This is a genomic window from Streptomyces dysideae (genome assembly GCF_001514305.1).
In the GTDB taxonomy this organism is placed as follows: Bacteria; Actinomycetota; Actinomycetes; order Streptomycetales; family Streptomycetaceae; genus Streptomyces; species Streptomyces dysideae.
Genome location: NZ_KQ949098.1, coordinates 53,296 through 74,721, shown reverse-complemented (window position 1 = coordinate 74,721; position 21,426 = coordinate 53,296). Strand labels below are relative to the sequence as shown.

At 70.3% G+C, this 21,426-nt stretch carries 24 protein-coding genes; 7 read left to right on the top strand and 17 right to left on the bottom strand.

What is annotated here, in order from left to right; genetic code table 11:
- Nucleotides 1-42 precede the first annotated feature (42 nt).
- The 3 genes from tilS to dacB form a co-directional block, all read right to left on the bottom strand.
- A complete protein-coding gene (gene tilS, locus AQJ91_RS31145; RefSeq protein ID WP_067028160.1) occupies nucleotides 43-1,086 on the bottom strand; it encodes a tRNA lysidine(34) synthetase TilS in 1,044 nt (347 codons plus the stop codon).
- Nucleotides 1,087-1,278: 192 nt separating this feature from the next.
- Nucleotides 1,279-2,403: a zinc-dependent metalloprotease gene (locus AQJ91_RS31140; RefSeq protein ID WP_067028159.1), complete on the bottom strand. Its 1,125-nt coding sequence runs from the start codon at nucleotides 2,401-2,403 to the stop codon at nucleotides 1,279-1,281.
- Nucleotides 2,404-2,458: 55 nt separating this feature from the next.
- Entirely contained in the window at nucleotides 2,459-4,078 is a 1,620-nt protein-coding gene (gene dacB, locus AQJ91_RS31135; protein WP_067028157.1) for a D-alanyl-D-alanine carboxypeptidase/D-alanyl-D-alanine endopeptidase, read from the bottom strand.
- A 79-nt stretch (nucleotides 4,079-4,157) separates the two neighbouring features.
- On the opposite strand from dacB, the gene AQJ91_RS31130 reads away from it, so the two are divergent.
- Complete coding sequence (locus AQJ91_RS31130; protein ID WP_030599677.1) at nucleotides 4,158-4,649, top strand: inorganic diphosphatase; 492 nt, start codon at nucleotides 4,158-4,160, stop codon at nucleotides 4,647-4,649.
- Between the two features lie 105 nt (nucleotides 4,650-4,754).
- On the top strand, nucleotides 4,755-6,395 hold the full coding sequence (locus tag AQJ91_RS31125; protein WP_067028155.1) for a threonine/serine exporter family protein: 1,641 nt from the start codon (nucleotides 4,755-4,757) through the stop codon (nucleotides 6,393-6,395).
- 56 nt (nucleotides 6,396-6,451) lie between these two features.
- On the opposite strand, the gene AQJ91_RS31120 is transcribed toward AQJ91_RS31125, so the two are convergent.
- Together AQJ91_RS31120 and AQJ91_RS31115 are read right to left on the bottom strand one after the other, a co-directional pair.
- Nucleotides 6,452-7,321: a DedA family protein gene (locus AQJ91_RS31120; RefSeq protein WP_067028297.1), complete on the bottom strand. Its 870-nt coding sequence runs from the start codon at nucleotides 7,319-7,321 to the stop codon at nucleotides 6,452-6,454.
- A 166-nt stretch (nucleotides 7,322-7,487) separates the two neighbouring features.
- Nucleotides 7,488-8,249, bottom strand: coding sequence for a MerR family transcriptional regulator (locus tag AQJ91_RS31115; protein WP_067028153.1), 762 nt, complete (start codon nucleotides 8,247-8,249; stop codon nucleotides 7,488-7,490).
- Nucleotides 8,250-8,337: 88 nt separating this feature from the next.
- Here AQJ91_RS31115 and AQJ91_RS31110 point away from each other — a divergent pair, with 88 nt between their 5' ends.
- Nucleotides 8,338-9,750, top strand: a complete 1,413-nt coding sequence (locus tag AQJ91_RS31110; RefSeq protein ID WP_067028150.1) for a glutamate decarboxylase — start codon at nucleotides 8,338-8,340, stop codon at nucleotides 9,748-9,750.
- A gap of 4 nt (nucleotides 9,751-9,754) precedes the next feature.
- Here AQJ91_RS31110 and AQJ91_RS31105 read toward each other — a convergent pair whose 3' ends face one another.
- The 7 genes from AQJ91_RS31105 to AQJ91_RS31075 all read right to left on the bottom strand — a co-directional run bounded on the left by AQJ91_RS31105 (nucleotide 9,755) and on the right by AQJ91_RS31075 (nucleotide 16,578).
- Entirely contained in the window at nucleotides 9,755-10,672 is a 918-nt protein-coding gene (locus AQJ91_RS31105) for a hypothetical protein (protein WP_079085331.1), read from the bottom strand.
- A 420-nt stretch (nucleotides 10,673-11,092) separates the two neighbouring features.
- Complete coding sequence (locus tag AQJ91_RS31100) at nucleotides 11,093-11,860, bottom strand: ABC transporter permease (RefSeq protein WP_067028146.1); 768 nt, start codon at nucleotides 11,858-11,860, stop codon at nucleotides 11,093-11,095.
- Nucleotides 11,857-12,813: an ATP-binding cassette domain-containing protein gene (locus AQJ91_RS31095; protein ID WP_067028143.1), complete on the bottom strand. Its 957-nt coding sequence runs from the start codon at nucleotides 12,811-12,813 to the stop codon at nucleotides 11,857-11,859. Before AQJ91_RS31095 ends, AQJ91_RS31100 begins: the two co-directional genes overlap by 4 nt.
- Nucleotides 12,814-12,895: 82 nt before the next feature.
- Nucleotides 12,896-13,537, bottom strand: coding sequence for a PadR family transcriptional regulator (locus AQJ91_RS31090; RefSeq protein WP_067028141.1), 642 nt, complete (start codon nucleotides 13,535-13,537; stop codon nucleotides 12,896-12,898).
- An 18-nt stretch (nucleotides 13,538-13,555) separates the two neighbouring features.
- Nucleotides 13,556-14,089 carry a DinB family protein gene (locus tag AQJ91_RS31085; RefSeq protein WP_067028139.1) on the bottom strand — a complete coding sequence of 178 codons (534 nt, stop codon included), beginning with the start codon at nucleotides 14,087-14,089 and terminating at the stop codon, nucleotides 13,556-13,558.
- Between the two features lie 123 nt (nucleotides 14,090-14,212).
- Nucleotides 14,213-15,673 carry an aldehyde dehydrogenase family protein gene (locus AQJ91_RS31080; protein WP_067028137.1) on the bottom strand — a complete coding sequence of 487 codons (1,461 nt, stop codon included), beginning with the start codon at nucleotides 15,671-15,673 and terminating at the stop codon, nucleotides 14,213-14,215.
- An 80-nt stretch (nucleotides 15,674-15,753) separates the two neighbouring features.
- Nucleotides 15,754-16,578 (bottom strand): helix-turn-helix domain-containing protein, encoded by an 825-nt coding sequence (locus AQJ91_RS31075; RefSeq protein ID WP_067028134.1) that lies wholly within the window; start codon nucleotides 16,576-16,578, stop codon nucleotides 15,754-15,756.
- 352 nt (nucleotides 16,579-16,930) lie between these two features.
- On the opposite strand from AQJ91_RS31075, the gene AQJ91_RS31070 reads away from it, so the two are divergent.
- Nucleotides 16,931-17,419, top strand: coding sequence for an ATP-binding protein (locus AQJ91_RS31070; RefSeq protein WP_107122582.1), 489 nt, complete (start codon nucleotides 16,931-16,933; stop codon nucleotides 17,417-17,419).
- A 92-nt stretch (nucleotides 17,420-17,511) separates the two neighbouring features.
- Here the strand turns inward: AQJ91_RS31070 and AQJ91_RS31065 are convergent, their stop codons facing one another.
- The 5 genes from AQJ91_RS31065 to rpmG all read right to left on the bottom strand — a co-directional run bounded on the left by AQJ91_RS31065 (nucleotide 17,512) and on the right by rpmG (nucleotide 20,195).
- Nucleotides 17,512-17,790 (bottom strand): DUF397 domain-containing protein, encoded by a 279-nt coding sequence (locus AQJ91_RS31065; RefSeq protein WP_067028132.1) that lies wholly within the window; start codon nucleotides 17,788-17,790, stop codon nucleotides 17,512-17,514.
- 315 nt (nucleotides 17,791-18,105) lie between these two features.
- Nucleotides 18,106-18,339 (bottom strand): 30S ribosomal protein S18, encoded by a 234-nt coding sequence (gene rpsR / locus AQJ91_RS31060; RefSeq protein ID WP_067028130.1) that lies wholly within the window; start codon nucleotides 18,337-18,339, stop codon nucleotides 18,106-18,108.
- Nucleotides 18,340-18,346: 7 nt separating this feature from the next.
- A complete protein-coding gene (locus AQJ91_RS31055) occupies nucleotides 18,347-19,768 on the bottom strand; it encodes a GTP-binding protein (RefSeq protein ID WP_407696953.1) in 1,422 nt (473 codons plus the stop codon).
- A gap of 4 nt (nucleotides 19,769-19,772) precedes the next feature.
- Entirely contained in the window at nucleotides 19,773-20,021 is a 249-nt protein-coding gene (locus tag AQJ91_RS31050; RefSeq protein ID WP_067028124.1) for a type B 50S ribosomal protein L31, read from the bottom strand.
- A 9-nt stretch (nucleotides 20,022-20,030) separates the two neighbouring features.
- A complete protein-coding gene (gene rpmG / locus AQJ91_RS31045) occupies nucleotides 20,031-20,195 on the bottom strand; it encodes a 50S ribosomal protein L33 (RefSeq protein ID WP_067028123.1) in 165 nt (54 codons plus the stop codon).
- A gap of 62 nt (nucleotides 20,196-20,257) precedes the next feature.
- Between rpmG and rpmB the strand changes: the two genes are divergently transcribed.
- The 3 genes from rpmB (at nucleotide 20,258) to AQJ91_RS31030 (ending at nucleotide 21,407) form a co-directional block, all read left to right on the top strand.
- Nucleotides 20,258-20,494, top strand: coding sequence for a 50S ribosomal protein L28 (gene rpmB / locus AQJ91_RS31040; RefSeq protein WP_067028120.1), 237 nt, complete (start codon nucleotides 20,258-20,260; stop codon nucleotides 20,492-20,494).
- Nucleotides 20,494-20,799 carry a 30S ribosomal protein S14 gene (rpsN, locus tag AQJ91_RS31035; RefSeq protein ID WP_067028118.1) on the top strand — a complete coding sequence of 102 codons (306 nt, stop codon included), beginning with the start codon at nucleotides 20,494-20,496 and terminating at the stop codon, nucleotides 20,797-20,799. The genes rpmB and rpsN overlap by 1 nt, the downstream gene beginning before the upstream one ends.
- A 77-nt stretch (nucleotides 20,800-20,876) precedes the next feature.
- Nucleotides 20,877-21,407: a hypothetical protein gene (locus tag AQJ91_RS31030; RefSeq protein ID WP_407696952.1), complete on the top strand. Its 531-nt coding sequence runs from the start codon at nucleotides 20,877-20,879 to the stop codon at nucleotides 21,405-21,407.
- Nucleotides 21,408-21,426 lie beyond the last annotated feature (19 nt).

The following is a 21,426-nucleotide window of genomic DNA, read 5'->3' as shown; positions in this document are numbered from 1 at the left end:
GGCTCCCGGGAGGAGGTCCGGTGTCTCCCCGGGGGCCCGTTTTCAGCCTTGCCGAATCACCAGTCTGCCACCCTGCCGCTGGGCGAGGACTTTGCCCGGGAGATTGATGGCCCCCTGGCCGCGCCAGCCGGTGATCAGCCGGTCGACTTCCTCGATGTGGCGGGCGAACAGCGAACCGGCCGGGGCGCCGGCCTCGATGGCCGCGCGGCGCAGGATGCGGCGGCGTACGGCGGGCGGCAGGGCGTAGAGCTTGGCGCACTCCAGGAGGCCGGCCGCGTCGCGTACGGAGGCCTCGGCCTGGCCGGCCCAGGCGTCGAGGGCGTCGGCGTCGTCGCGGGAGAGCCGGGCCGTCCGGGCGAGGGCTTCGACGACGCCCTTGCCGAGGGCCTTCTCCAGGGCGGGCAGGCCTTCGTGGCGCAGCCGGGACCGGGTGTACGCCGGGTCGGCGTTGTGGGGGTCGTCCCAGACGGGCAGGGACTGGGCCATGCAGGCCTTGCGGGCCGTCTGCCGGTCGAGCTGGAGGAAGGGGCGCCGGTAACGGCGGGCCGCCCCCGGCCCCCCGGAAACAGCTGCCATTCCGGACAGGGAGCGGATGCCGGAGCCGCGGGCGAGGCCGAGCAGGACGGTTTCGGCCTGGTCGTCGCGGGTGTGGCCGAGCAGAACGGCGGTGGCGCCGTGGCGTTCGGCCGCGGCGTCGAGGGCGGCGTAGCGGGCGTCGCGCGCGGCTGCTTCCGGGCCGCCTTCGCGGCCGACGGTGACGGTGGCGGACTCGACGGGGTCCAGGCCGAGTTCGCGCAGGCGCAGGACGACTTCGTCGGCGCGCAGGTCGGAGCCGGGCTGCAGGCCGTGGTCGACGGTGACGCCGCCGGCGCGGATGCCGAGTTTGGGCGCTTCGAAGGCGAGGGCGGAGGCGAGGGCCATGGAGTCGGCGCCGCCGGAGCACGCCACGAGCACGAGCGGCGAGGGCGGACGCTCGTGCGAGGTGTCGGGGGTGTCGGAGGTCGTGCGGCTGTGTTCGGTGAGGATGTCGTGGAGGACGCGGCGGACCGCCAGGCGTATCGCCGCGACCGCAGGATGGGGACCCATGTCCGGTTCCCTTCATGAAGTTTTTCGGGGGTGAGCCCGAGCTCGGTCACTCAGAGTGTGTAGATGGTGACAGAACCGGGCCGTTCCCCGAGCATTGCACGCCTACCCAGGGCTCACGGTCCCTCGGACGGGTGATTGAAGGGGCGTTCGCCTGCCGTCGGCCGAATTCGTTTCACGACTGTCCCGCGCGGTTCACGCCTCGGGCTTGCGGTGCACCCGCGCGATCCAGTCCGCCGGTTTGGCGATCTCCGTCTTGGTGGGGAGGGTGTTCGGGGAGGTCCACACGCGGTTGAAGCCGTCTATGCCGACCTGGTCCACGACGGCCCGCACGAAGCGTTCGCCGTCGCGGTACTGCCTCAGTTTGGCATCCAGACCCAGCAGCTTGCGCAGGGCCATGTCCAGCCGGGAGGCGCCCCTCGCGCGTCGCTGCTGGAACTTCTCGCGGATCTCCGCGACGGTCGGTACGACGTCCGGACCGACTCCGTCCATCACGAAGTCGGCGTGGCCTTCCAGGAGCGACATCACGGCGGTGAGGCGGCCGAGGATCTCGCGCTGGGCGGGGGTCTGCACGATCTCGACGAAGGACCGTCCGCCGTCGTCCTCCTCGGCCTCGGGGCGGCCTCCGGCCAGCGACTGCGCGGCCTCCCGGATGCGTTCCAGGACGGTCATGGGGTCGACGTCGGTCTCCCCCAAGAACGACTGGATTTCACCCTCCAGGTGGTCCCGCAGCCAGGGCACGGCCGTGAACTGCGTACGGTGCGTCTCCTCGTGCAGGGTCACCCACAGGCGGAAGTCGTGGGGCTGTACGTCGAGTTCGCGCTCCACGTGCACGATGTTCGGGGCGACGAGGAGGAGGCGGCCGCCGCCGTTCGCGCCGGCCGGGAGTTCGCGGGTGGCCGGGGCGAACGTCTCGTACTGGCCGAGGACCCGGGAGGCCAGGAACGACAGCAGCATGCCGAGTTCCACGCCGGTGACCTTGCCGCCGACGGCGCCGAGGACCGCTCCGCCGGGGGTGCTGCCGCGCCGCTCCTGCATCTTGTCGAGCAGCGGCTTGAGGATCTCCCGGAACCCGGCGACGTTCGCCCGGATCCATCCCGGGCGGTCGACGACGAGGACCGGGGTGTTGTGGGTCTCCTCCGTGCCCATACGGGTGAAGCCCCGGACGTGTTCCTCCGAGGACTTGGCGTGCCGGCGCAGCTCCGCGACGACGGCCCTGGCCTCGTCGCGGCTCACCTCGGGGCCCGGCCGTACGAGCCGGGTCGCGGTCGCCACCGCGAGATTCCAGTCGACCATCTCCGCACCACCGATGCTCGTCATGCGTCAACCGTACGTGAGCACTGCCGTCGGGGGCAGGCCGTCGGGGTCGGCGCGGTCACCCGCAGCCGCAGGCCGCCAGCGCCGTCGCCGTCCGGTCCAGGGCCGACTGCGCTGCCGCCGGGTTCGTCGTGTCGGACGTCAGGAAGGCGAAGGCCAGGAGACGGCCGTCCTGGTCGACCACCGTTCCGGCCAGGGCGTTCACGCCGGTCAGGGTGCCCGTCTTGGCGCGTACGACGCCTGCCGCGCCGTCGGTGTAGCGGCCGGTCAGGGTGCCGGTGAAGCCCGCTACGGGGAGGCCGGTGAGGGTGGGGCGGAGTTCGGGGTGGGACGGGTCGGCCGCCTTCACCAGGAGGGCGGTCAGCAGGTCGGTGGTGAGTCTGTCGTCACGGTCCAGACCGCTGCCGTCCTTGAAGTCGGCGCCCGACAGGGGAAGTTGCAGCTTCTTCAGCTGGGCCTCGATGGCTTCGCCGGCGCCGTCGAAGTCGGCGCGTTCGCCGCTCGCCACGGCCGTCTGGCGGGCCAGGTGTTCGGCGATGTCGTTGTCGCTGTTGGTCAGCATGCGCTCGACCAGGGTGGCGAGCGGGGGTGAGGAGACCGTGGCCATGGTTTCGGCGCGGGCCGTCGCCTTGGAGGGGCCCGGGGAGGTCGTCTTGATGCCTTCCTCTTCGAGGAAGGCTGCGAACGCGCGGGCCGCGTCCTCGGCCGGGTTCACCGCGCGGAGTGCCGGGCCGCTGGTGGAGTCGTCCTTGCGGGCCTCGTCGGCCATCAGGGCGCTGACCGGGGCGAGGTTGTCGTTCACCCCGATCGGGTGCGTCTCGGGGCCCGCGTAGAGGGTCGTGTCGTACGAGAGGGTCACCTCGCGCACGTCGTTCCGCTCGAGGGCCGCGGCCGTCTCGCCGGCCAGGTCGCGCAGGCTCGCCCAGCCCTCGGCGTCCTTACGGGCGGTCAGGGTGGGGTCGCCGCCGCCGACCAGGACCAGCTCCCGGGTGTCGGGTTCCAGGGCGGCGCGGGTGGTGAGGCGGTGGTCGGGGCCCAGCGCGGCGAGGGCGGCCACGGCGGTGGCGATCTTCGTCGTCGAGGCGGGGACGAGGGCTTCGGACGCGCCTTCGCCGTAGAGGCGCTTGCCGGTGGCCACGTCGACGATCGCGGCCGTACGGCGGGTGCCGAGCGCCGTGTCCCGCAGGAGCGGGTCCAGGAGCTCGGCGAGGGCCTTGCCGGTCGGTGCCGACTTGACGGTGCTGGTGGCGCCGCCCAGGCCGGTCAGCACGGAGGCGGCGCTGGGAGCCGGCCGCGGCGCCCTGGGTGACGTAGCGGAATTGCGACCGTGATCTGCGCCACCCGTGCCCTCCTGGGCGGCTGCCCAGTCCCGCTCGGCCGTACGCTGACCCGAGGAGTCCCAGGGACCGGCGAAGGCCACCACTCCGGCGGCCAGCGCCAGTCCGGCGGTGGCAGCGCCCGCGGTGTACTGCCAGGTCTTCGGCCTCGTGATCCGCGCAAGCTGCGGTGACACGGCTCGCGCGAGCCGCGTGACCTGCGGTTTCGTGGCCGTGGCGACGCGTGAGAGACGCGGCCGTACGGCGTTCGCGGCCCGTGTCAGACGCGGTCGTACGGCGCCCGCGACCCGCGTCACATGCGGTCTCGCGGCCCGCCAAGGCCTCAGCTCTGGCACGACCACCAGCCCCTTTCGCGATCACACACCTGCGTGAGGGACACTTAACCACCAGAACTATGTGCTGATCATGGAGGAGCCACCGGTGGAGTTCGACGTCACGATCGAGATTCCGAAGGGTTCGCGGAACAAGTACGAGGTGGACCACGAGACCGGTCGGATCCGCCTGGACCGTCGCCTCTTCACGTCGACCAGCTACCCGGCCGACTACGGCTTCGTCGAGAACACCCTCGGCGAGGACGGCGACCCGCTGGACGCCCTGGTCATCCTGGACGAGCCGACCTTCCCCGGCTGCCTCATCCAGTGCCGCGCGATCGGCATGTTCCGGATGACGGACGAGGCCGGCGGCGACGACAAGCTGCTGTGCGTGCCCGCGCACGACCCGCGTGTGGAGCACCTGCGTGACATCCACCACGTGTCGGAGTTCGACCGGCTGGAGATCCAGCACTTCTTCGAGGTCTACAAGGACCTGGAGCCCGGCAAGTCCGTCGAGGGCGCCGACTGGGTGGGCCGCACGGAGGCCGAGGCCGAGATCGAGCGTTCCTACAAGCGCTTCAAGGACCAGGGCGGCCACTGAGCACCCTGCCGACGAACGGGCCGCACGCCTACGCGTGCGGCCCGTTCGTGTGTCTGTGCGCATACTGAGGGCGGCAGGAGGTGTCGTACAGGGAGCGCTACTTCAGTGACGGACGCGGAAGACCGCAAGCCGCAGTCGGACGAGGCACGGATGGCGTTCATGCCTCCGGCCGGGGTCGAGGTGGGGGACGGCGAGTCGGAGACCACGTCGGAGTTCGCCCTCCCGCAGGGCCTGGACGCCCCGCACGGGCCGCCCGCCGACAGCGAAGGGTCGGCGTTCACGCCGCCGACCGCCTACAGCGCCCGGCAGGCCCCGGCCGCGTTCACACCGCCGACCGGCATCCCCGTGGTCAGTCTGCCCAAGGACGTGCCGTGGCAGGACCGGATGCGCACGATGCTGCGGATGCCGGTGGCCGATCGGCCGGCGCCGGAGCGGGCGCCGAAGACGGAGGAGGAAGAGGGTCCTGCCGTCCCGCGCGTGCTCGACCTGACGCTGCGGATCGGGGAACTGCTGCTGGCCGGCGGTGAGGGCGCGGAGGACGTGGAGGCGGCGATGTTCGCGGTCTGCCGGTCCTACGGGCTGGACCGCTGCGAGCCGAACGTCACCTTCACACTGCTGTCGATCTCGTACCAGCCGTCGCTCGTCGACGATCCGGTGACCGCGTCACGGACCGTACGCCGCCGGGGAACGGACTACACGCGCCTGGCAGCCGTTTTCCGGCTGGTGGACGACCTCAGCGACCCGGAGAGCCAGATCTCGCTGGAGGAGGCCTACAGGCGCCTCGCGGAGATCCGCCGCAACCGGCACCCGTACTCCGGCTGGGTGCTCACCTCGGCGAGCGGGCTGCTCGCGGGGGCGGCCTCCGTGCTGGTCGGCGGTGGCGTGCTCGTGTTCTTCGCGGCCGCGCTGGGCGCGATGCTCGGCGACCGGCTGGCGTGGCTGTGCGCGGGGCGGGGGCTGCCGGAGTTCTACCAGTTCACGGCCGCGGCGATGCCTCCGGCGGCCATAGGGGTCGCGCTGACCGTCGCCCACGTCGACGTCAAGGCGTCCGCTGTCATCACCGGTGGGCTGTTCGCGCTGCTGCCCGGGCGGGCGCTGGTGGCGGGCGTGCAGGACGGGCTGACCGGCTTCTACATCACCGCGTCAGCGCGGCTGCTGGAGGTCATGTACTTCTTCGTGGGCATCGTCGTCGGGGTGCTGCTGGTCCTGTACTTCGGTGTGAAGCTGGGGGCCGAGCTGAACCCGGACGCGGCGCTGAGCATCGAGCCGCGGCCGCTGTTGCAGATCGGGGCGTCGATGCTGTTGTCGCTGACGTTCGCGGTGCTGCTGCAGCAGGAACGGTCCACCGTGCTGTGGGTGACGCTCAATGGCGGTGTCGCGTGGTCGGTGTACGGGGCGATGCACTACGTGGGCGAGATCTCGCCGGTTGCTTCTACGGCTGTTGCGGCGGGGCTGGTGGGGTTGTTCGGGCAGTTGCTGTCGCGGTATCGGTTCGCTTCCGCGCTGCCGTACACGACCGCCGCCATCGGGCCACTGTTGCCGGGTTCCGCCACGTATTTCGGGCTGCTGAACATCGCGCAGAACGAGGTCGACAACGGGCTGGTGTCGTTGGCCACGGCCGCGTCTCTGGCCATGGCCATCGCCATTGGGGTGAATCTGGGGTCGGAGATCTCGCGGTTGTTCCTGCGGATTCCCGTGGGGGCCGGCGGGGGGCGCAAGGCTGCGAAGCGCACCCGCGGGTTCTGAGCGCACCCACGGCGGTAGCCGAAATCGACACAGCCCCGCGCCCCTGACGGGGCGATTCAGTAACCCTGGTTGTAGGGGTGGCCGTCGCCCTGCTGCTGGGGGTACTGCTGGGCGTAGGGCTGTTGCTGGGGGGTCTGGTCGTAGTACTGGTCGTAGCCGTACTGCTGGTTGGCCTGGTAGCCCTGGTTGCCGTACGGCTGGGGATGCTGGGGCTGATCCTCCGACGGGATGCGGCGGAGCTGGGTCGTCGCGTCGTCCATCATGGGGGGCTGCTGCCGGGTGACCGCGGGGGCCTCGGCGGCCGCGCGCTTCTTCTTGGAGCGCTCGCGCAGGTACTCGATGAGGATCGGGACGACCGAGACGATGACGATCAGGACGAGGATCGCCTCGACGTTCGTCTTGATGAAGTCGATCTGGCCGAGCCAGTAACCCGCGAGGGTCACGCCGGAGCCCCAGGCGATGCCGCCGATGACGTTGTACGTGAGGAACGTGCGGTACTTCATGCGGCCGGCGCCCGCCACGATGGGGGCGAAGGTGCGCACGATCGGGACGAAGCGGGCCAGGACGATCGCCTTGGGGCCGTACTTCTCCATGAACTCGTGGGCCTTCTCCAGGTTCTCCTGTTTGAAGAGCCTGGAGTCGGGCCGGCTGAAGAGCTTCGGGCCGAAGAACTTGCCGATCGTGTAGCCGACCTGGTCGCCGATGACGGCGGCCAGCACGATCAGGGTGCACACCAGCCACAGGGGCTGGGTGATGTAGTTCCCCTCGGCAACGAAGAGGCCCGCCGTGAACAGGAGCGAATCACCGGGCAGGAACGCGAAGAGGCCGGACTCGGCGAAGACGATCAGCAGGATGCCGGGCAGGCTGAAGGTCTCGATCAGATAGTCCGGGCTGAGCCACTCGGGGCCGAGCGCAAGCGTGGTCACGGTCACGGGTTCGTGGCTCCTGCGGGGTGGTGGGGGCGGCTGGGCTGGTTGCCTCAAGGTATCAACGCAGCGCTGGGCGCCCAGGTTCCATGAGTATTCCCAGGATGCACCGTGGTCCCGCTGGGACAAAGCTGTGAGCCCGGGAACGGGGCTCCCGGGCCGGGGGTTACGCGGTGTGGCGGGCGGCGTTGGCGAGGATCGCGTCCCTCAGGTGCTCGGCCAGGCCGGCGCCCATGGAGTCGTAGAACGCCTTGAAGCGCTCGTCCGAGACGTACATCTCGCCCAGGCAGCGGTGCATTTCGTACGGGCATTCGTAGTACCACGTGCCGATGTGCTGCCGGTGTTCCTCGGCCAGGTCCATGGCCGCCTCGCCGGTCGGCAGCTCGCCGGCGGCCATCAGGGCGGTGTAGCGCTCGGACCAGTCGGCGGCCTCCGCCTGGATACGCAGCCAGTCCTCCTTGTCGTACCGGGCGGCGCGGCGCTGGGACTCGGCGTACGCCTCCGTGCCGCCCCAGCGCTGCTCCGCCTCCTCCGCGTACTGCTCGGGGTCCTTGTCCCCGAACACCTCGAACCTCTCCTCCGGAGTGAGGTTGACTCCCATCTTGCGTGCCTCCATGGCGTGCTCCACGGCCGCCGCCATCTTCTGCAGCTTCTCGATCCGGGCGGTCAGCAGTTCGTGCTGGCGGCGCAGGTGTGCGCGCGGGTCCGTGGCCGGGTCGTCGAGCAGGGTGGCGACCTCGTCGAGGGGGAAGCCGAGCTCGCGGTAGAACAGGATCTGCTGCAGCCGGTCGAGGTCGGCGTCGCTGTAACGCCGGTGGCCCGCGTGGCTGCGCCCGCTCGGGACGAGCAGGCCGATGTCGTCGTAGTGGTGCAGGGTGCGCACCGTGACCCCGGCGAATCCGGCGACCTGTCCTACGGAGTAGCTCACTTCCGCTCCCTTCTCGGTACGCGCTCCACGATGAGTCCTCACGTGGCGTGAGGTGCAAGCCCGGCGGTCCGGACCTACCGTCGTATCCATGCCGCTCCACAGAGGTCCCGCAGAGCCCGACGAGCGCAGGCTCGCCGTGAACCCCTTCTACTCCGAGGCCAACCCCGTCGCCGGCATGACCGAGGCCCCGCCCAGGCACCGGCTCCCGGACGGCCCGCTGGCGCCCTCGACGGCGTATCAGCTGGTGCATGACGAGCTGATGCTGGACGGCAACTCACGGCTGAATCTCGCCACCTTCGTCACCACCTGGATGGAACCGCAGGCCGGGGTCCTGATGGGTGAGTGCCGGGACAAGAACATGATCGACAAGGACGAGTATCCGCGCACCGCCGAGCTGGAGCGGCGCTGTGTGGCGATGCTCGCCGATCTGTGGCACGCGCCGGATCCGGCCGCCGTCGTGGGGTGTTCGACGACTGGGTCGAGCGAGGCGTGCATGCTCGCCGGGATGGCGCTGAAGCGGCGGTGGGTGCGGCGCAACGCCGGCCGGTATCCGTCGAAGGACGCCCGCCCGAATCTCGTCATGGGCGTCAACGTCCAGGTCTGCTGGGAGAAGTTCTGCACCTTCTGGGAGGTGGAGGCCCGGCAGGTGCCCATGGAGGGGAACCGGTTCCATCTCGATCCGCAGGCCGCCGCCGAGCTGTGCGACGAGAACACCATCGGGGTCGTCGGTATCCTCGGCTCGACCTTCGACGGGTCCTACGAGCCGATCGCCGAGCTGTGCGCCGCTCTGGACGCCCTGCAGGAGCGGACGGGGCTGGACGTCCCCGTGCATGTGGACGGGGCGTCCGGGGCCATGGTGGCGCCCTTCCTGGACGAGTACCTGGTGTGGGACTTCCGGCTGCCCAGGGTCGCCTCCATCAACACCTCGGGGCACAAGTACGGGCTCGTCTACCCCGGTGTCGGCTGGGCGCTGTGGCGGGACCGGGAGGCGCTGCCCGAGGAGCTCGTGTTCCGGGTCAACTACCTGGGCGGCGACATGCCGACCTTCGCGCTCAACTTCTCCCGGCCGGGCGCCCAGGTGGTCGCGCAGTACTACTCGTTCCTGCGGCTGGGCCGTGAGGGCTACCGGACCGTGCAGCAGTCCACGCGGGACGTGGCCCGCAGGCTCGCCGAACGCGTCGAGGCGCTCGGCGACTTCCGGCTGCTGACCCGGGGCGACCAGCTGCCCGTGTTCACCTTCACGACGGCGCCGGAGGTGACGGCGTACGACGTGTTCGACGTCTCCCGGCGGCTGCGGGAGAGCGGCTGGCTGGTGCCGGCGTACACCTTCCCGCCGAACCGTGAGGACCTGTCGGTGCTCAGGGTCGTATGCCGCAACGGCTTCTCCGCCGATCTCGCCGAGCTGTTCATGGAGGACCTGGGGCGGCTGCTGCCGGAACTGCGGCGGCAGTCGGGGCCGCTGACGCGGGACAAGACGGCGGCCACCAGCTTCCACCACTGAACGGTCAGTTCCCGTCGCCCAGTTCGAACCTGGTCCACCGGACACCGTCGGTGGATATGCGCCGGCTTCCGGCGCCGAAACTGTCGCTCCACAGATAGCCGAGCGCGGTCTTGGTCACCCAGCCCGACATTCCTCCGGAGCCTTCGTGGCGTGCGAAGGAACGGCCGCCGTCCGTACTGCGCCAGACGCCGTCCTCACTGTGGATCGTCAGGCTGTCGTCGGCGGCGGCGATCGGGGTGCCGAGCAGGGAGCGCGGATCCACGCCCTTGCGGTGCTCCCAGACCCGCGTCCAGGTGCGGCCGCCGTCCGTGCTGCGGTGGAGGGCGAGCAGGCCGTTCTTCACGTTCTCCTCGTCGGGCAGCTCGCCCGGCTCTGCCGCGTAGAGCACCTTTCCGGTGCCGGTCACATGCAGGGCCCAGACCGACTCTCCGGTTCCCGTCGGCCGGGACAACCGCCAGCTGCGTCCCCTGTCCTCGCTGACGGCGAGGACGACGCGACCGGAGCGGGGGTCACGGCCGGAGGCGAAGACCAGGTCCTCGGTCTGCCCGGCCGGGATCACCGGGGCCCTGAGCGGAGGCTGAGTGGTCAGGGTCCGGAACTCTCCCGTGGTGGGCAGGACCGTGAGAACGCGGAAGTGCTCGCAGCTGTTGCCCTCCTGGTCCATCCGTGTGCAGTCCTCGACCAGAGGGGCACCCTCGGGCACCACCGGGGTCGTGCCCGAGGGCTTGGCGGAGCCCTGCCGCCAGTGGCGTCCCCCGTCACTCGTGAACCAGGTCCGGTCCGGCGGTGGCCACACGCCCTCCGTGATCAGCGCGCGGCCGGGCCCCAGCGTCCGGAGCGTCGCCGTGATGCCGTGCTCCACCGTCACGTCCGCCAGCGGGGAACGCCCGAGCCGCCAGGCGTCGGCGCCCCTGTCGAGCACGGCGACTCGCTGTCGGCAGCGTGTCTTCCCGCACTCCGCAAGTAGCGCGAACCCACTGCCGTCCCTCGCGAAGTCGACGGCCATCGGGCTGCCGGGCAGGTCCGTCCCCGACGGGACCCAGGGGGATGCCGCCGCCTCCGGGGACGGGGCGCGCTCAGCCGAATGCGCGCCCCTGTCCCTGCCCCTGTCCCTGCCCCTGTCCCTGTCCGTGTCCACCGCGACGCATGCCGACACCAGGGCCAGCACTGCCGGCACGGCGGCGACCGCAATGCCTCTACTACCCCTGCCCCTGCCCTCGCGCCACCTCATGGGAAGCCCCCGATCCGACCGGCATGCCCGGCCCGCGATGCGATGTCATTTCTGGTACACCGCTCGGCGCGCTCGGGTTCCCCCTCCCCCGCGACGATTTTCCGGCCCCGTCTACTTGCTCAAGGTCCCGAACTTCCGCACCGCCAGCGGGAAGAACACCGCGAGCAGCACCAGCGGCCACACGACCGCCGGCCACACGTGCCCGGGATCCGCGCCGAGGCCGCCGAACAGGTCGCGTACGGCCATCGCGGTCCGGGACATCGGGTTCCACTCGACGACTGTGCCCAGCCAGTCGGGCATGGAGTCCGGTGTGGCGAGGGCGTTGGACAGGAAGCCGATCGGCCAGACCAGGATCTGCACGGCCTGCACCAGCTCCGGCTTGCCGGCCACCAAGGCCAGATGGATGCCGATCCACAGCATCGCGAAACGGAAGAGCAGGAGCAGTCCTACGGCGCCCAGGAAGGCCCCGAGGCCGCCGTCCGCGCGCCACCCGAGTGCGTACCCGACCCCCATGAGAGCGAACAGGGCGAGCGCCGACTGGAGCATGTCGGCGGCCGAACGGCCCACCAGCACCGCACCGTTGGCCATCGGCATGGAACGGAAGCGGTCGATCACGCCCTTGTTGAGGTCCTGGGTGACCGCGATCATCGTGCCCTCCAGGCCGAAGGCCATGGTGAGCGCGAGCAGGCCGGGGACCAGGTAGTCGATGTATGAGCCCTGGACGCCCCGGCCACCGCCGATGAGATAGCCGAACATCAGCAGCAGCATCACGGGAAAGACCAGGCTGACCACGACCCGCACCGGTTGCCGCGCCCAGTGGGCGAGTTCGCGGCGGGTCATGGTCCAGGAGTCGGTCAGTGCGTGGGTGCTGGTGCTCATGCGGGCTCCTTCACTCGGCGGTCGTCTCCGGTGAGGTGCAGGAACACCTCGTCCAGCGTCGGGCGGCGCAGGGCGACGTCCTCGGCCTCGATTCCGGCCTCCTCGAGGGCTCGTACGACGCCGGAGAGCGCCGCCATCCGGTCGGTGACCGGAGCGCTGAGCAGGCGGCGGTCCGTGTCGACCGAGACGCCCGATGCCCCAACCGGCAACAGGGCCACGGCCGCGCCCAGTTGGCCGGCGTCGCGCAGGACGACGTCGATGCGGTCGCCGCCGGTCAGCGCCTTCAGCTCGTCCGCCGTGCCGTCCGCGACGACCCGGCCGGCGTCGACGACCGAGATGCAGTCGGCGAGCTGGTCGGCCTCCTCCAGGTACTGGGTGGTGAGCAGGACCGTCGTACCGCCGCCGACCAGGGAGCGGATCGCGGCCCACACCTCCGCGCGGCCGCGCGGGTCGAGGCCGGTCGTGGGTTCGTCCAGGAAGAGCACCTCCGGGTCGGTGATGAGGGAGGCCGCGAGGTCGAGGCGGCGCCGCATGCCTCCGCTGTACTGCTTGACCGCCTTGCGGCCGGTGTCCACGAGGCCGAAGCGCTCCAGGAGCTCGTCGGCACGCACGCGCGCGTGGCGGGCGCCGAGGTGGTGGAGGCGGCCGAACATCTCCAGGTTCTGGTGACCGCCGAGTTCCTCGTCCAGGGCCGCGTGCTGGCCGAGCAGGCCGATGCGGAGGCGTACCTCGTATGCCTGGCGCACCACGTCGTGCCCGGCCACCTCGACGCGTCCGGCGTCGGGGCGCAGCAGGGTGGACAAGATCCGGACCAGGGTCGACTTGCCCGCGCCGTTGGGGCCGAGCACCGCATGCACCGTGCCGCGCGCGACCCGCAGGTCGAGCCCGGCAAGTGCCTTCTTGTCGCCGTAACTCTTCTCCACGCCTTCGACGGTGATCGCCGTGTCGGCCACTGGCCACTCCCTCGCGATGCGCACTAATCAAACTTGACTACATCGCCAAGATAACACCGCCGACCCCACTCATCAAACTTGATTAGCCGGCATCCCCGGGGTGACGCTCACCCGTGGCGTACGGGTTCTCCTGGTCCTCGGCGAGGACGCCTACGAACGGCTCGCCCTCCCCCGTGAACGTGTACGCCCCGCCCTCGATCCGCTCGATGAGCCCCTGGGTCCACTCGGCCTCGGCGTCGGCCGTGTGGATCCAGAGGTTCATGATCTCGCCGATGTGGCCGAGCTGTTCGGGGCCGCCCTCGGGGACGTAGTGCTCGGTGACGGCGGCGCGCCACTCCTCGATTCCCCGAGTCCGCTCCTTGAGGAGGGTCACCGCCTCGGCGCGCGGCAGGTCGACGAGGAAGCCGATGGCCGCCGACTTGACGTCCATCTTCTGGTCGTAGGAGGTCAGCGCCTCACGCAGCAGCGTGAAGTACTCCTCGGTGCCCTGCTCCGTGATCTCGTACTCCGTGCGCGGCGGGCCGCCGGCCGTGGAGGGTGCGACCTCGTGCGCGAGCAGCAGGCCTTGCTTGGCCATCTGCTTCAGGGCGTGGTAGATCGAGCCGGGCTTGGCGTTGGACCACTCGTGGGCGCCCCAGTACTCCAGGTCGTTGCGCACCTGGTAGCCGTGGGCCCGCCCGTGCTGGCGGACCGCGCCGAGCACGAGGAGACGGATCGCTGACATGCCGTCCAGGTTATGGCCTCAGCCTTGGGCGAGGTCCACCAGCTCGAAGGCGGTCCTGCCGTCCAGTGACTCGCGGATGATGTCGGCGTGGCCGGCATGCCGGGCGACCTCGCGGATCAGCTGGAGGACCATCCAGCGCATGGAGACGCGCTCCTCGGGGAACCAGGGCTCGTCCGGGAGCGGGAAGGTGTCGTCGAGGCTGGGCACCGCGCGGACGAACGCCGCCGTGTCGGCGGCGACCTTCTCCCAGTAGGCCAACTGGGACTCGATGGTCTCGCCGTCTACGAGGGCGAAGCACTCGTGCCAGTTCGACTCGTCCCGCTTGACGGCCGGGGCCTCGCCCTTCGCCCGCGCGACCCAGCTCTGCTCGGCCTCGGCGACGTGCTTGAGCAGGCCCGACAGGGACAGTTCACTGGTACTGGGCCTGCTCGCCGCCTGCTCCTCCGTCAGCCCGAGCAGCGTCCGCCGGATGGCGCCGCGCTCCGCGGCCAGATAGGAGAGCAGCACTCCGCGCTCGTCGCCATGTGCCTCGGAGGGTACGTGGGTGACCATGGCCGGCCGCCTTTCGTCGGGGTGAGGGCCTGGGGAGGCCTGCTGACGCCGACGAAGCTACGGGCCCTTGCGGTCAGGTTCTGTCCGCAAGGACCCGGCGAGGAGACGAAGCCTCGAAACGCCCTAGAACGGGAAGCCGCTCCGGCCGTGCTGCACCGAGATCCACTTCGTCGTCGTGAAGGCGTCCAGCATCGTGTCGCCGTTGAGGCGGCCGAGGCCGGAGTGCTTCTCGCCGCCGAACGGGACGATCGGCTCGTCGTGGACCGTGCCGTCGTTCACGTGGAACATGCCGGTGTCGATCTGCTTGGCGAAGTTCACGCCGCGCTCGATGTTTCCGGTGTGGACGGCGCCGCTCAGGCCGTACGGGGTGTCGTTGACGAGGCGCACGGCCTCCTCCTCGCCGTCGAAGGGGATGAGGAAGGCGACCGGGCCGAAGACCTCCTGCCGGAGGAGGGCGGAGTCGGCGGGGAGGTCCGTGAGGACCGACGGCTCGACGAGGTTGTCCGTGGTCGTGCCGTGCACCAGGGCGGTGGCGCCGTCGGCGATCGCCTGCGTGACGACGGCCGAGAGGGCGTCCGCCTGCGAGGAGTTGATGACCGGGCCGATGACGGTCTCGGGGTCGCGCGGGTCGCCGGCCTTGAGGGTCTTGACCTTGGCTACGAATTTCTCGGTGAACTCGTCCGCGACCGTACGGTCGACCAGGACCCGGTTCGCGGCCATGCAGACCTGGCCCTGGTGGACGTAGCGGCTGAAGACCGCGGCGTCGACGGCGTAGTCGATGTCGGCGTCGTCGAGGACCACCAGCGCGCTGTTGCCGCCGAGTTCGAGGACCGCGCGCTTGAACTGCGACGCGCAGACGGTCGCGACATGGCGGCCGACCTTGTCGGAGCCGGTGAAGGAGATGACCTTCGGGATGGGGTGTTCGATGAAGGCGTCGCCTATCTCCGCGATGTCGGTGATGACGACGTTGAGGAGACCGGCGGGCAGGCCCGCGTCCTCGAAGATCTTCGCGACCAGGGAGCCGCCGGTGATCGGGGTGTTCTGGTGCGGCTTGAGCACCACGCCGTTGCCGAGCGCGAGGGCCGGGGCGACCGACTTGATCGAGAGGAGGAAGGGGAAGTTGAAGGGGCTGATGACGCCCACGACGCCGACCGGGACGCTGTAGACGCGGTTCTCCTTGCCGTCCACCGGCGACGGGATGATCCTGCCCTCGGGGCGCAGCGCCAGGTGGACCGCCTCGCGCAGGAACTCCTTGGCGAGGTGGAGTTCGAAGGCGGCCTTCAGCCGGGTGCCGCCGAGCTCGGCGATGATCACCTCGGCGATCTCCTGCTCGCGCTCCTCGATCAGCCGCAGCGCCTTCTCGAACACGGCACGGCGGGCGTACGGGTTGGTCGCGGCCCACTGCTTCTGGGCGGCGGCGGCCGCCTGGTATGCCTGATCCACCTCGTCGACCGTGGCTATGGTGATCGACGCCAGCTTCTCGCCGTCGTACGGGTTGAAGTCGATGATGTCCCAGGAGCCGGTGCCCGGGCGCCACTCACCGTCGATGTACTGCTGAGCCAGGTCGGTGAAGTACGACGACATGCGATCCCTCAATCCCTAGCAGACACCCGGTCAAAGGTGAGCGCCTTCACGGTCTGATCACATGTCATCGTACTTGTGTTTCAAGAGAGTTGGAGGAGACCCCGGAGAAGATCGCGGCTCTCGTCGGGCCCCGGACTGTCCTGCTGGAGCTCCTTCAGCGCCTTCTCGTACTGGGCGACGTCCTCGGCCTTGTCCAGGTACAGCGCGCTGGTCAGCTGCTCCAGGTAGACGACGTCCGAGAGGTCGGACTCCGGGAAGCTGAGGATGGTGAACGCACCGCTCTCGCCGGAGTGGCCGCCGAAGCTGAACGGCATGATCTGCAGCCGGACGTTGGGGCGTTCGGAGACCTCTATCAGGTGCTGGAGCTGGCCGCGCATCACCTCGCGGTCGCCGTACGGGCGGCGCAGGGCGGCCTCGTCCAGGACGATGTGGAACTCGGGGGCACTCTCGGAGACGAGGTACTTCTGCCGCTCCAGGCGCAGGGCGACCCGCTTCTCGATGTCGGCCGGGCTCGCGCCCTTCATGCCGCGCCGGACGACCGCGCGGGCGTAGGCCTCGGTCTGCAACAGGCCGTGCACGAACTGGACTTCGTACGCGCGGATGAGGGAGGCCGCGCCCTCCAGGCCGACATAGGTGGGGAACCAGCTCGGCAGGACGTCCGAGTAACTGTGCCACCAGCCCGCGACGTTGGCCTCGCGGGCGAGGGAGAGGAGCGAGGTGCGCTCGGCCTCGTCCGTGATGCCGTACAGAGTCAACAGGTCTTCCACGTCTCGCGTCTTGAAGCTCACCCGGCCCAGCTCCATCCGGCTGATCTTCGACTCGGAGGCACGGATCGAGTACCCCGCCGCCTCACGCGTGATCCCGCGCGCTTCCCGCAGTCGCCTCAGTTGCGAGCCGAGCAGCATGCGCCGCACCACCGATCCGGGCTCTCCCGCGCTCACGTTCGCCAGCCTCCCCAACCGTCTCCAAGGGCCGCAGTCTGCCACTAAATCACTCCGAGCAGTACTCGTCCGATTACAGAGATGGAAAGAAGCCAAGGATTCCACACGGGAAGGAGGGGTGAGAAGGCAAGAAGAGGGAGTGAAGTTGGCGGAAAAAATGGCCAACAAGCGGTACGGGAGCATCCAATTCGGTCACGTGCACGTGCATCTGCCCTTGCATCTGCTGTACGCATCCGAAACCATGGTCCCGCGCCACCGCCGCATCGCTGACCGCGAATTCACGGGAGTGCCTCGCATGGGGACGAATGGATCGACCATGCTCGAGCCGTTACGGCAGGGCCTTCCGCCGCTGGATCCCGCGGCCGTGTCCAGCGCCGCTTCCTGTGCTCTGCCCGCCCGCTACGAAGCGGTGCGCGAGGCACGGCAGTTCACACGCAGGACGCTGGACCAGTGGGAGCTGGGCGACCGCTTCGACGACGTGTGCCTGGTGGTGTCCGAGCTCGTCACCAACGCCCTGCGGCACGCACTGCCGGCGAGCGCTTCCCGGGTACCCGACCAGGCGCCGCCGGTGCGGCTGCATCTGATGCGGTGGACCGAGCGGCTGGTGTGCGCGGTGCGTGATCCCAGCCACGACAGCCCGGTCGCGCGCGACTCCGACGACTTCTCGGCGGAGTCGGGCCGTGGGCTGTTCCTCGTCGACTCCTTCAGCGACAGCTGGGGCTGGCACCCGCTGGCCGGGACGCTCAACGGCAAGGTCGTCTGGGCGCTGTTCCGGCTGGAGGCCGCGGCGACGGCCTCGGAATGACGGACCGCGGCGCTCATCGGCGCCGCGGTTCTACGCGCGTTACAGTGCGTTAAGCGCCAATTATCCTGAGTTGTCGCTGGGTTGAGGTTCCGTCAGCCCGCGACGAGGTGGTCGAACTCGCCGTCCTTGACGCCCAGGAGCATCGCCTCGATCTCGGCGCGCGTGTAGACGAGCGCCGGGCCGTCGGGGAAGCGGGAGTTGCGGACGGCCACGTCTCCGCCGGGCAGCCTGGCGAACTCCACGCAGGAGCCCTGCGAGTTGCTGTGCCGGCTCTTCTGCCAGGCCACCTCGCTCAGGGCCGTGGCCGCCATGCCGTTGTACACGTCGTGGTCCACAGGTCGCTCCCCGGTGATGCGGTGGCTTGGGGCCATTGATGCAGAGCTGATGCTGCGGTGATGCAGTGGTCAACTACTCCGGATCATAGCTCTGTTCACGTGCAACTGCATGAGCAGATGCACGTGCACGCGGGGTGTTCCTGCGGTTACAGGTGTGACGTACGTGGCCCTTATTGCGTTCCAGCGCATGCCCCAGTGATCGCATCACATGCGTCCGGGTTCCGGATCGCGCCCCTCGTGCACTGGAACAGACGCATGCGGCGTTCAACATGTTCCATCGGCCCGGGAGTTGCTTCGGGGAGCGGGGCGGAGGGGCGCGATCGGCGTCTCGCCGTCAGGGGTCAGGACCGGTCAGCGGGAGGAGTACGGCAGCAGGGCCATCTCCCTCGCGTTCTTGATCGCCCTGGCCAGCCGGCGCTGCTGCTGGGCGGACACGCGGGTGACACGGCGGCTGCGGATCTTTCCGCGGTCGGAGATGAACCTCCGGAGCAGGTCGGTGTCCTTGTAGTCGATGTACGTGATCTTGGCCTGGTCCAGCGGGTTGGGCCGGTTCTTGGCGGGCTTGCGTTCGGGCTTGCGGGCCATGGGGGGGTCAGACCTCCAGGAGGGTGTCGAAGGCGGGCGGGAGCCGCTTCCAGGCGGCGCGCCCGGCGGCGTACTCGGCGTCGGTCAGCAGGCAGGACTCCAGGAGCCGTTCGAGTCCGTCGCGGTCGAGGCCGGGCGAGGTGAAGACGAGGTGCTGGCAGCAGTCGCCGTGTTCCGGGTGCCAGTCCATGGCGGCGGCGGCACGGCGCACCGGCGGGACCATGTCCCAGGCGGCGTCCGGCAGGGAGGCGAGCCAGGGGCCCGCGCTCTCCACGCACAGCGCTCCGCCGGCCGCGTCCCAGTGCAGCAGCGTGTCCGGATGGTCGGCCAGCCAGAACCGTCCCCGGCTGCGGGCGGCGGCGCAGGTGATGTCCTCCAACGCCTCGTACAGCCGCTCCGGATGGAAGGGGCGCCGGCGATGCCAGACGAGCGTGGACACCCCGTGCGCGTCGGCCTCGGCGGGCAGCAGGGCGCAGGCGGGATGCTGAGCGGCGTCCGCCGCCTCCACGTCGAAGCCGACGAGGGCGGCTTGGGCGAGGGGGGAGAGGCGGTGGGGGTGGGAGTGTGGTTGCTGGTTTGAGTGCGGACGCGGGTCCCGACCGGAGCCGACGGGGCCGCCTCCGGCGAAGCCCAGCGTGTTCGGCGTGTTCGGCGTGTTCGGCGAGTCCGACCCACCCGGCAAGGTCGGCACACCCGGCTCACCCAGCGAATCCGGCACACGCAGCGCACCCGGTGTGCCAGGCATGCCCAAGTCGCCCAGCGAATCCAGCCAGTCCGCCATGCCCGGCCAACCCTCGCCCAGGGCGTTCGGGCCCCCTACCTCACCCTGGCCGATCGGGACCTGGCGGGCCGTCGGGTGGAGTTGGGCCAGTAGTTCGCGGTCCTCTTCGTCGGCCTCCGGGGACGGGGCCACCGCCAGGACGGGGGCGTATTCCAGTTGGCGGGCGAAGGTGTCCGCGACCGTGCGTTGGTCGGTTGTCGCGGCGGCCAGGCCGCGTTCGGCGAGGTCGTCGCCGTTGCCGAGGTAGGGGAGGATCAGGGCCGGGTCCACGGCGGTGATGACGCCGGTGACCGTGAGCCCGCCGGCCGTGACCACCTCGGCCATGGCCTTGGGCTCGACGGAGTCCCACAGTTCGACGACCGCGAGGCGGGTGCCGCCGGCGTCCGCGAGCCGGCGCAGCTCGGGGACGAGGTCCTCGCGGAGCGCACAGCACGCGCAGTCGTTGACCAGGGGCGCCTCGCCGGCGTCGACGATGCCGGTGGCGTCCCGGATGGTCCGTACGACCGTGCCGGCGGTGGCCGTAGCCAGGTCGTGGTGGAGTACGACGCTGCCGGGCACATCGGCGAGGAGCTGGGCGACGGCCGCCTTGCGGGCGTCGGCGTGCAGGCCGCCGACGATCACGACGGGGAGCGCAGAAGGCACAGCCACCGGGTCAGCCCTGCTTCCCGTACCGGCGCTCGAAGCGCTCGACGCGGCCCGCGGTGTCCAGGACGCGGGCGGTGCCGGTGTAGAAGGGGTGGCTGACGTTCGAGATCTCGACGTCGACGACCGGGTAGGTGTTGCCGTCCTCCCACTCGATCGTCTTCTCGCTCGTCATCGTCGAGCGGGTGAGGAAGGTGTAGTTCGCGGCCCGGTCGCGGAAGACGACGGGACCGTAGTCCGGGTGGATTCCCTTGCGCATGGCGGTGGTTCAGCGCTCCTCTCGGAAGTCGACGTGGCGGCGGACGACCGGGTCGTACTTGCGCAGCGTCATGCGGTCCGGGTCGTTGCGGCGGTTCTTGCGCGTCACGTAGGTGAAGCCGGTCCCTGCCGTGGACCGGAGTTTGATGACCGGGCGGAGTTCGTTGCGAGCCATGCTGGTATCTTACTGAAAATGAATTCCATTTACACATCCGCTTCGAGAGAGGTGCATCACCCGTGTCCGCGCACTGCATGTTGACCGGCGCCCAGCCCGGCTTCGGCAACCGCATCTCCCACTCCCACCGGCGCACTTCGCGCCGCTTCGACCCCAACATCCAGACCAAGCGCTACTGGCTGCCCAGCGAGGGCCGGCATGTGCGGCTGCGGCTGAGCACCAAGGGGATCAAGACCGTCGACGTGATCGGCGTGGAAGCGGCTGTGGCACGGATCCGCGCCCGGGGGGTGAAGGTCTGATGGCCAAGAAGAGCAAGATCGCGAAGAACGAGAAGCGCCAGGAAGTCGTCGCCCGGTACGCCGAGCGGCGGGCCGAGCTGAAGGAGATCATCCGGCGGCCGTCGTCGACGGATGCCGAACGGCTGACCGCGCAGGAGGAGTTGCGCAGGCAGCCGCGGGACGCGAGCGCCACGCGCGTGCGCAACCGGGACCAGGTGGACGGGCGGCCGCGCGGGTACTTCCGGGCGTTCGGGCTGTCCCGGGTGTCACTGCGGGAGCAGGCGCACGCCGGGTATCTGCCGGGAGTGCGCAAGTCGTCCTGGTAGGGCCAGGGGCAGCCGCGGAGGGGGCTGATAGCTTGCTGCGGTCGTTTCGGCCGACCGCTACAGCTTGGGAGCTTCCAGTGACCTCGGCGACTTTCTCGCGTTGCTCGCGCACGATGTCGGGCCGGCGGATGCGGATCGCGGCCGCGTGTCTGGCGGGCGCGCTCGCGCTGAGCGCGTGCAGCGGCGGCTCCGACGGCGACTCCGACGACTCCGGGGGCACCTCCTCCCCCAGCGCCTCCGCGTCCGCGGACACCGGCGGCGGCACCGGAGGCTCGGGCTCCGCGTCCGCCTCCGGTGCGCTGGAGGGCAGCTGGCTGGCCACGACCGGCGGCAAGGCCGTCGCCCTGGTGGTCACCGGCACCGAGGCCGGGCTCTTCGCGACCGGCGGGACGGTGTGCAGCGGGACCGCCGGGGAGGAGTCGGGGACGGAGCGGATCCGCCTCAAGTGCTCGGACGGCAGCAAGGACCGGGCCGCCGGGACGGTCGACTCCGTCGGCGACAGCACGCTCAAGGTGACGTGGGAGGGCGGTCTCGGCGCGGAGACGTACACCAAGGCGGAGGGCGGCAAGCTGCCCACGGGGCTGCCGGACCCGAACTCGGGCCCCTGACTCCCGACTTCGGGTGGGG

What these genes read in the sequence shown, in the direction of transcription:
- tilS (WP_067028160.1), bottom strand. Translation starts at nt 1,086, where the DNA reads ATGGGTCCCCATCCTGCGGTCGCGGCGATACGCCTGGCGGTCCGCCGC.
- AQJ91_RS31140 (WP_067028159.1), bottom strand. Translation starts at nt 2,403, where the DNA reads ATGACGAGCATCGGTGGTGCGGAGATGGTCGACTGGAATCTCGCGGTG.
- AQJ91_RS31110 (WP_067028150.1), top strand. Translation starts at nt 8,338, where the DNA reads ATGCCGCTCCACAGAGGTCCCGCAGAGCCCGACGAGCGCAGGCTCGCC.
- AQJ91_RS31100 (WP_067028146.1), bottom strand. Translation starts at nt 11,860, where the DNA reads ATGAGCACCAGCACCCACGCACTGACCGACTCCTGGACCATGACCCGC.
- AQJ91_RS31090 (WP_067028141.1), bottom strand. Translation starts at nt 13,537, where the DNA reads ATGTCAGCGATCCGTCTCCTCGTGCTCGGCGCGGTCCGCCAGCACGGG.
- AQJ91_RS31085 (WP_067028139.1), bottom strand. Translation starts at nt 14,089, where the DNA reads ATGGTCACCCACGTACCCTCCGAGGCACATGGCGACGAGCGCGGAGTG.
- AQJ91_RS31080 (WP_067028137.1), bottom strand. Translation starts at nt 15,673, where the DNA reads ATGTCGTCGTACTTCACCGACCTGGCTCAGCAGTACATCGACGGTGAG.
- AQJ91_RS31075 (WP_067028134.1), bottom strand. Translation starts at nt 16,578, where the DNA reads ATGCTGCTCGGCTCGCAACTGAGGCGACTGCGGGAAGCGCGCGGGATC.
- AQJ91_RS31070 (WP_107122582.1), top strand. Translation starts at nt 16,931, where the DNA reads ATGCTCGAGCCGTTACGGCAGGGCCTTCCGCCGCTGGATCCCGCGGCC.
- AQJ91_RS31065 (WP_067028132.1), bottom strand. Translation starts at nt 17,790, where the DNA reads ATGGCCCCAAGCCACCGCATCACCGGGGAGCGACCTGTGGACCACGAC.
- rpsR (WP_067028130.1), bottom strand. Translation starts at nt 18,339, where the DNA reads ATGGCCCGCAAGCCCGAACGCAAGCCCGCCAAGAACCGGCCCAACCCG.
- AQJ91_RS31050 (WP_067028124.1), bottom strand. Translation starts at nt 20,021, where the DNA reads ATGCGCAAGGGAATCCACCCGGACTACGGTCCCGTCGTCTTCCGCGAC.
- rpmG (WP_067028123.1), bottom strand. Translation starts at nt 20,195, where the DNA reads ATGGCTCGCAACGAACTCCGCCCGGTCATCAAACTCCGGTCCACGGCA.
- rpsN (WP_067028118.1), top strand. Translation starts at nt 20,494, where the DNA reads ATGGCCAAGAAGAGCAAGATCGCGAAGAACGAGAAGCGCCAGGAAGTC.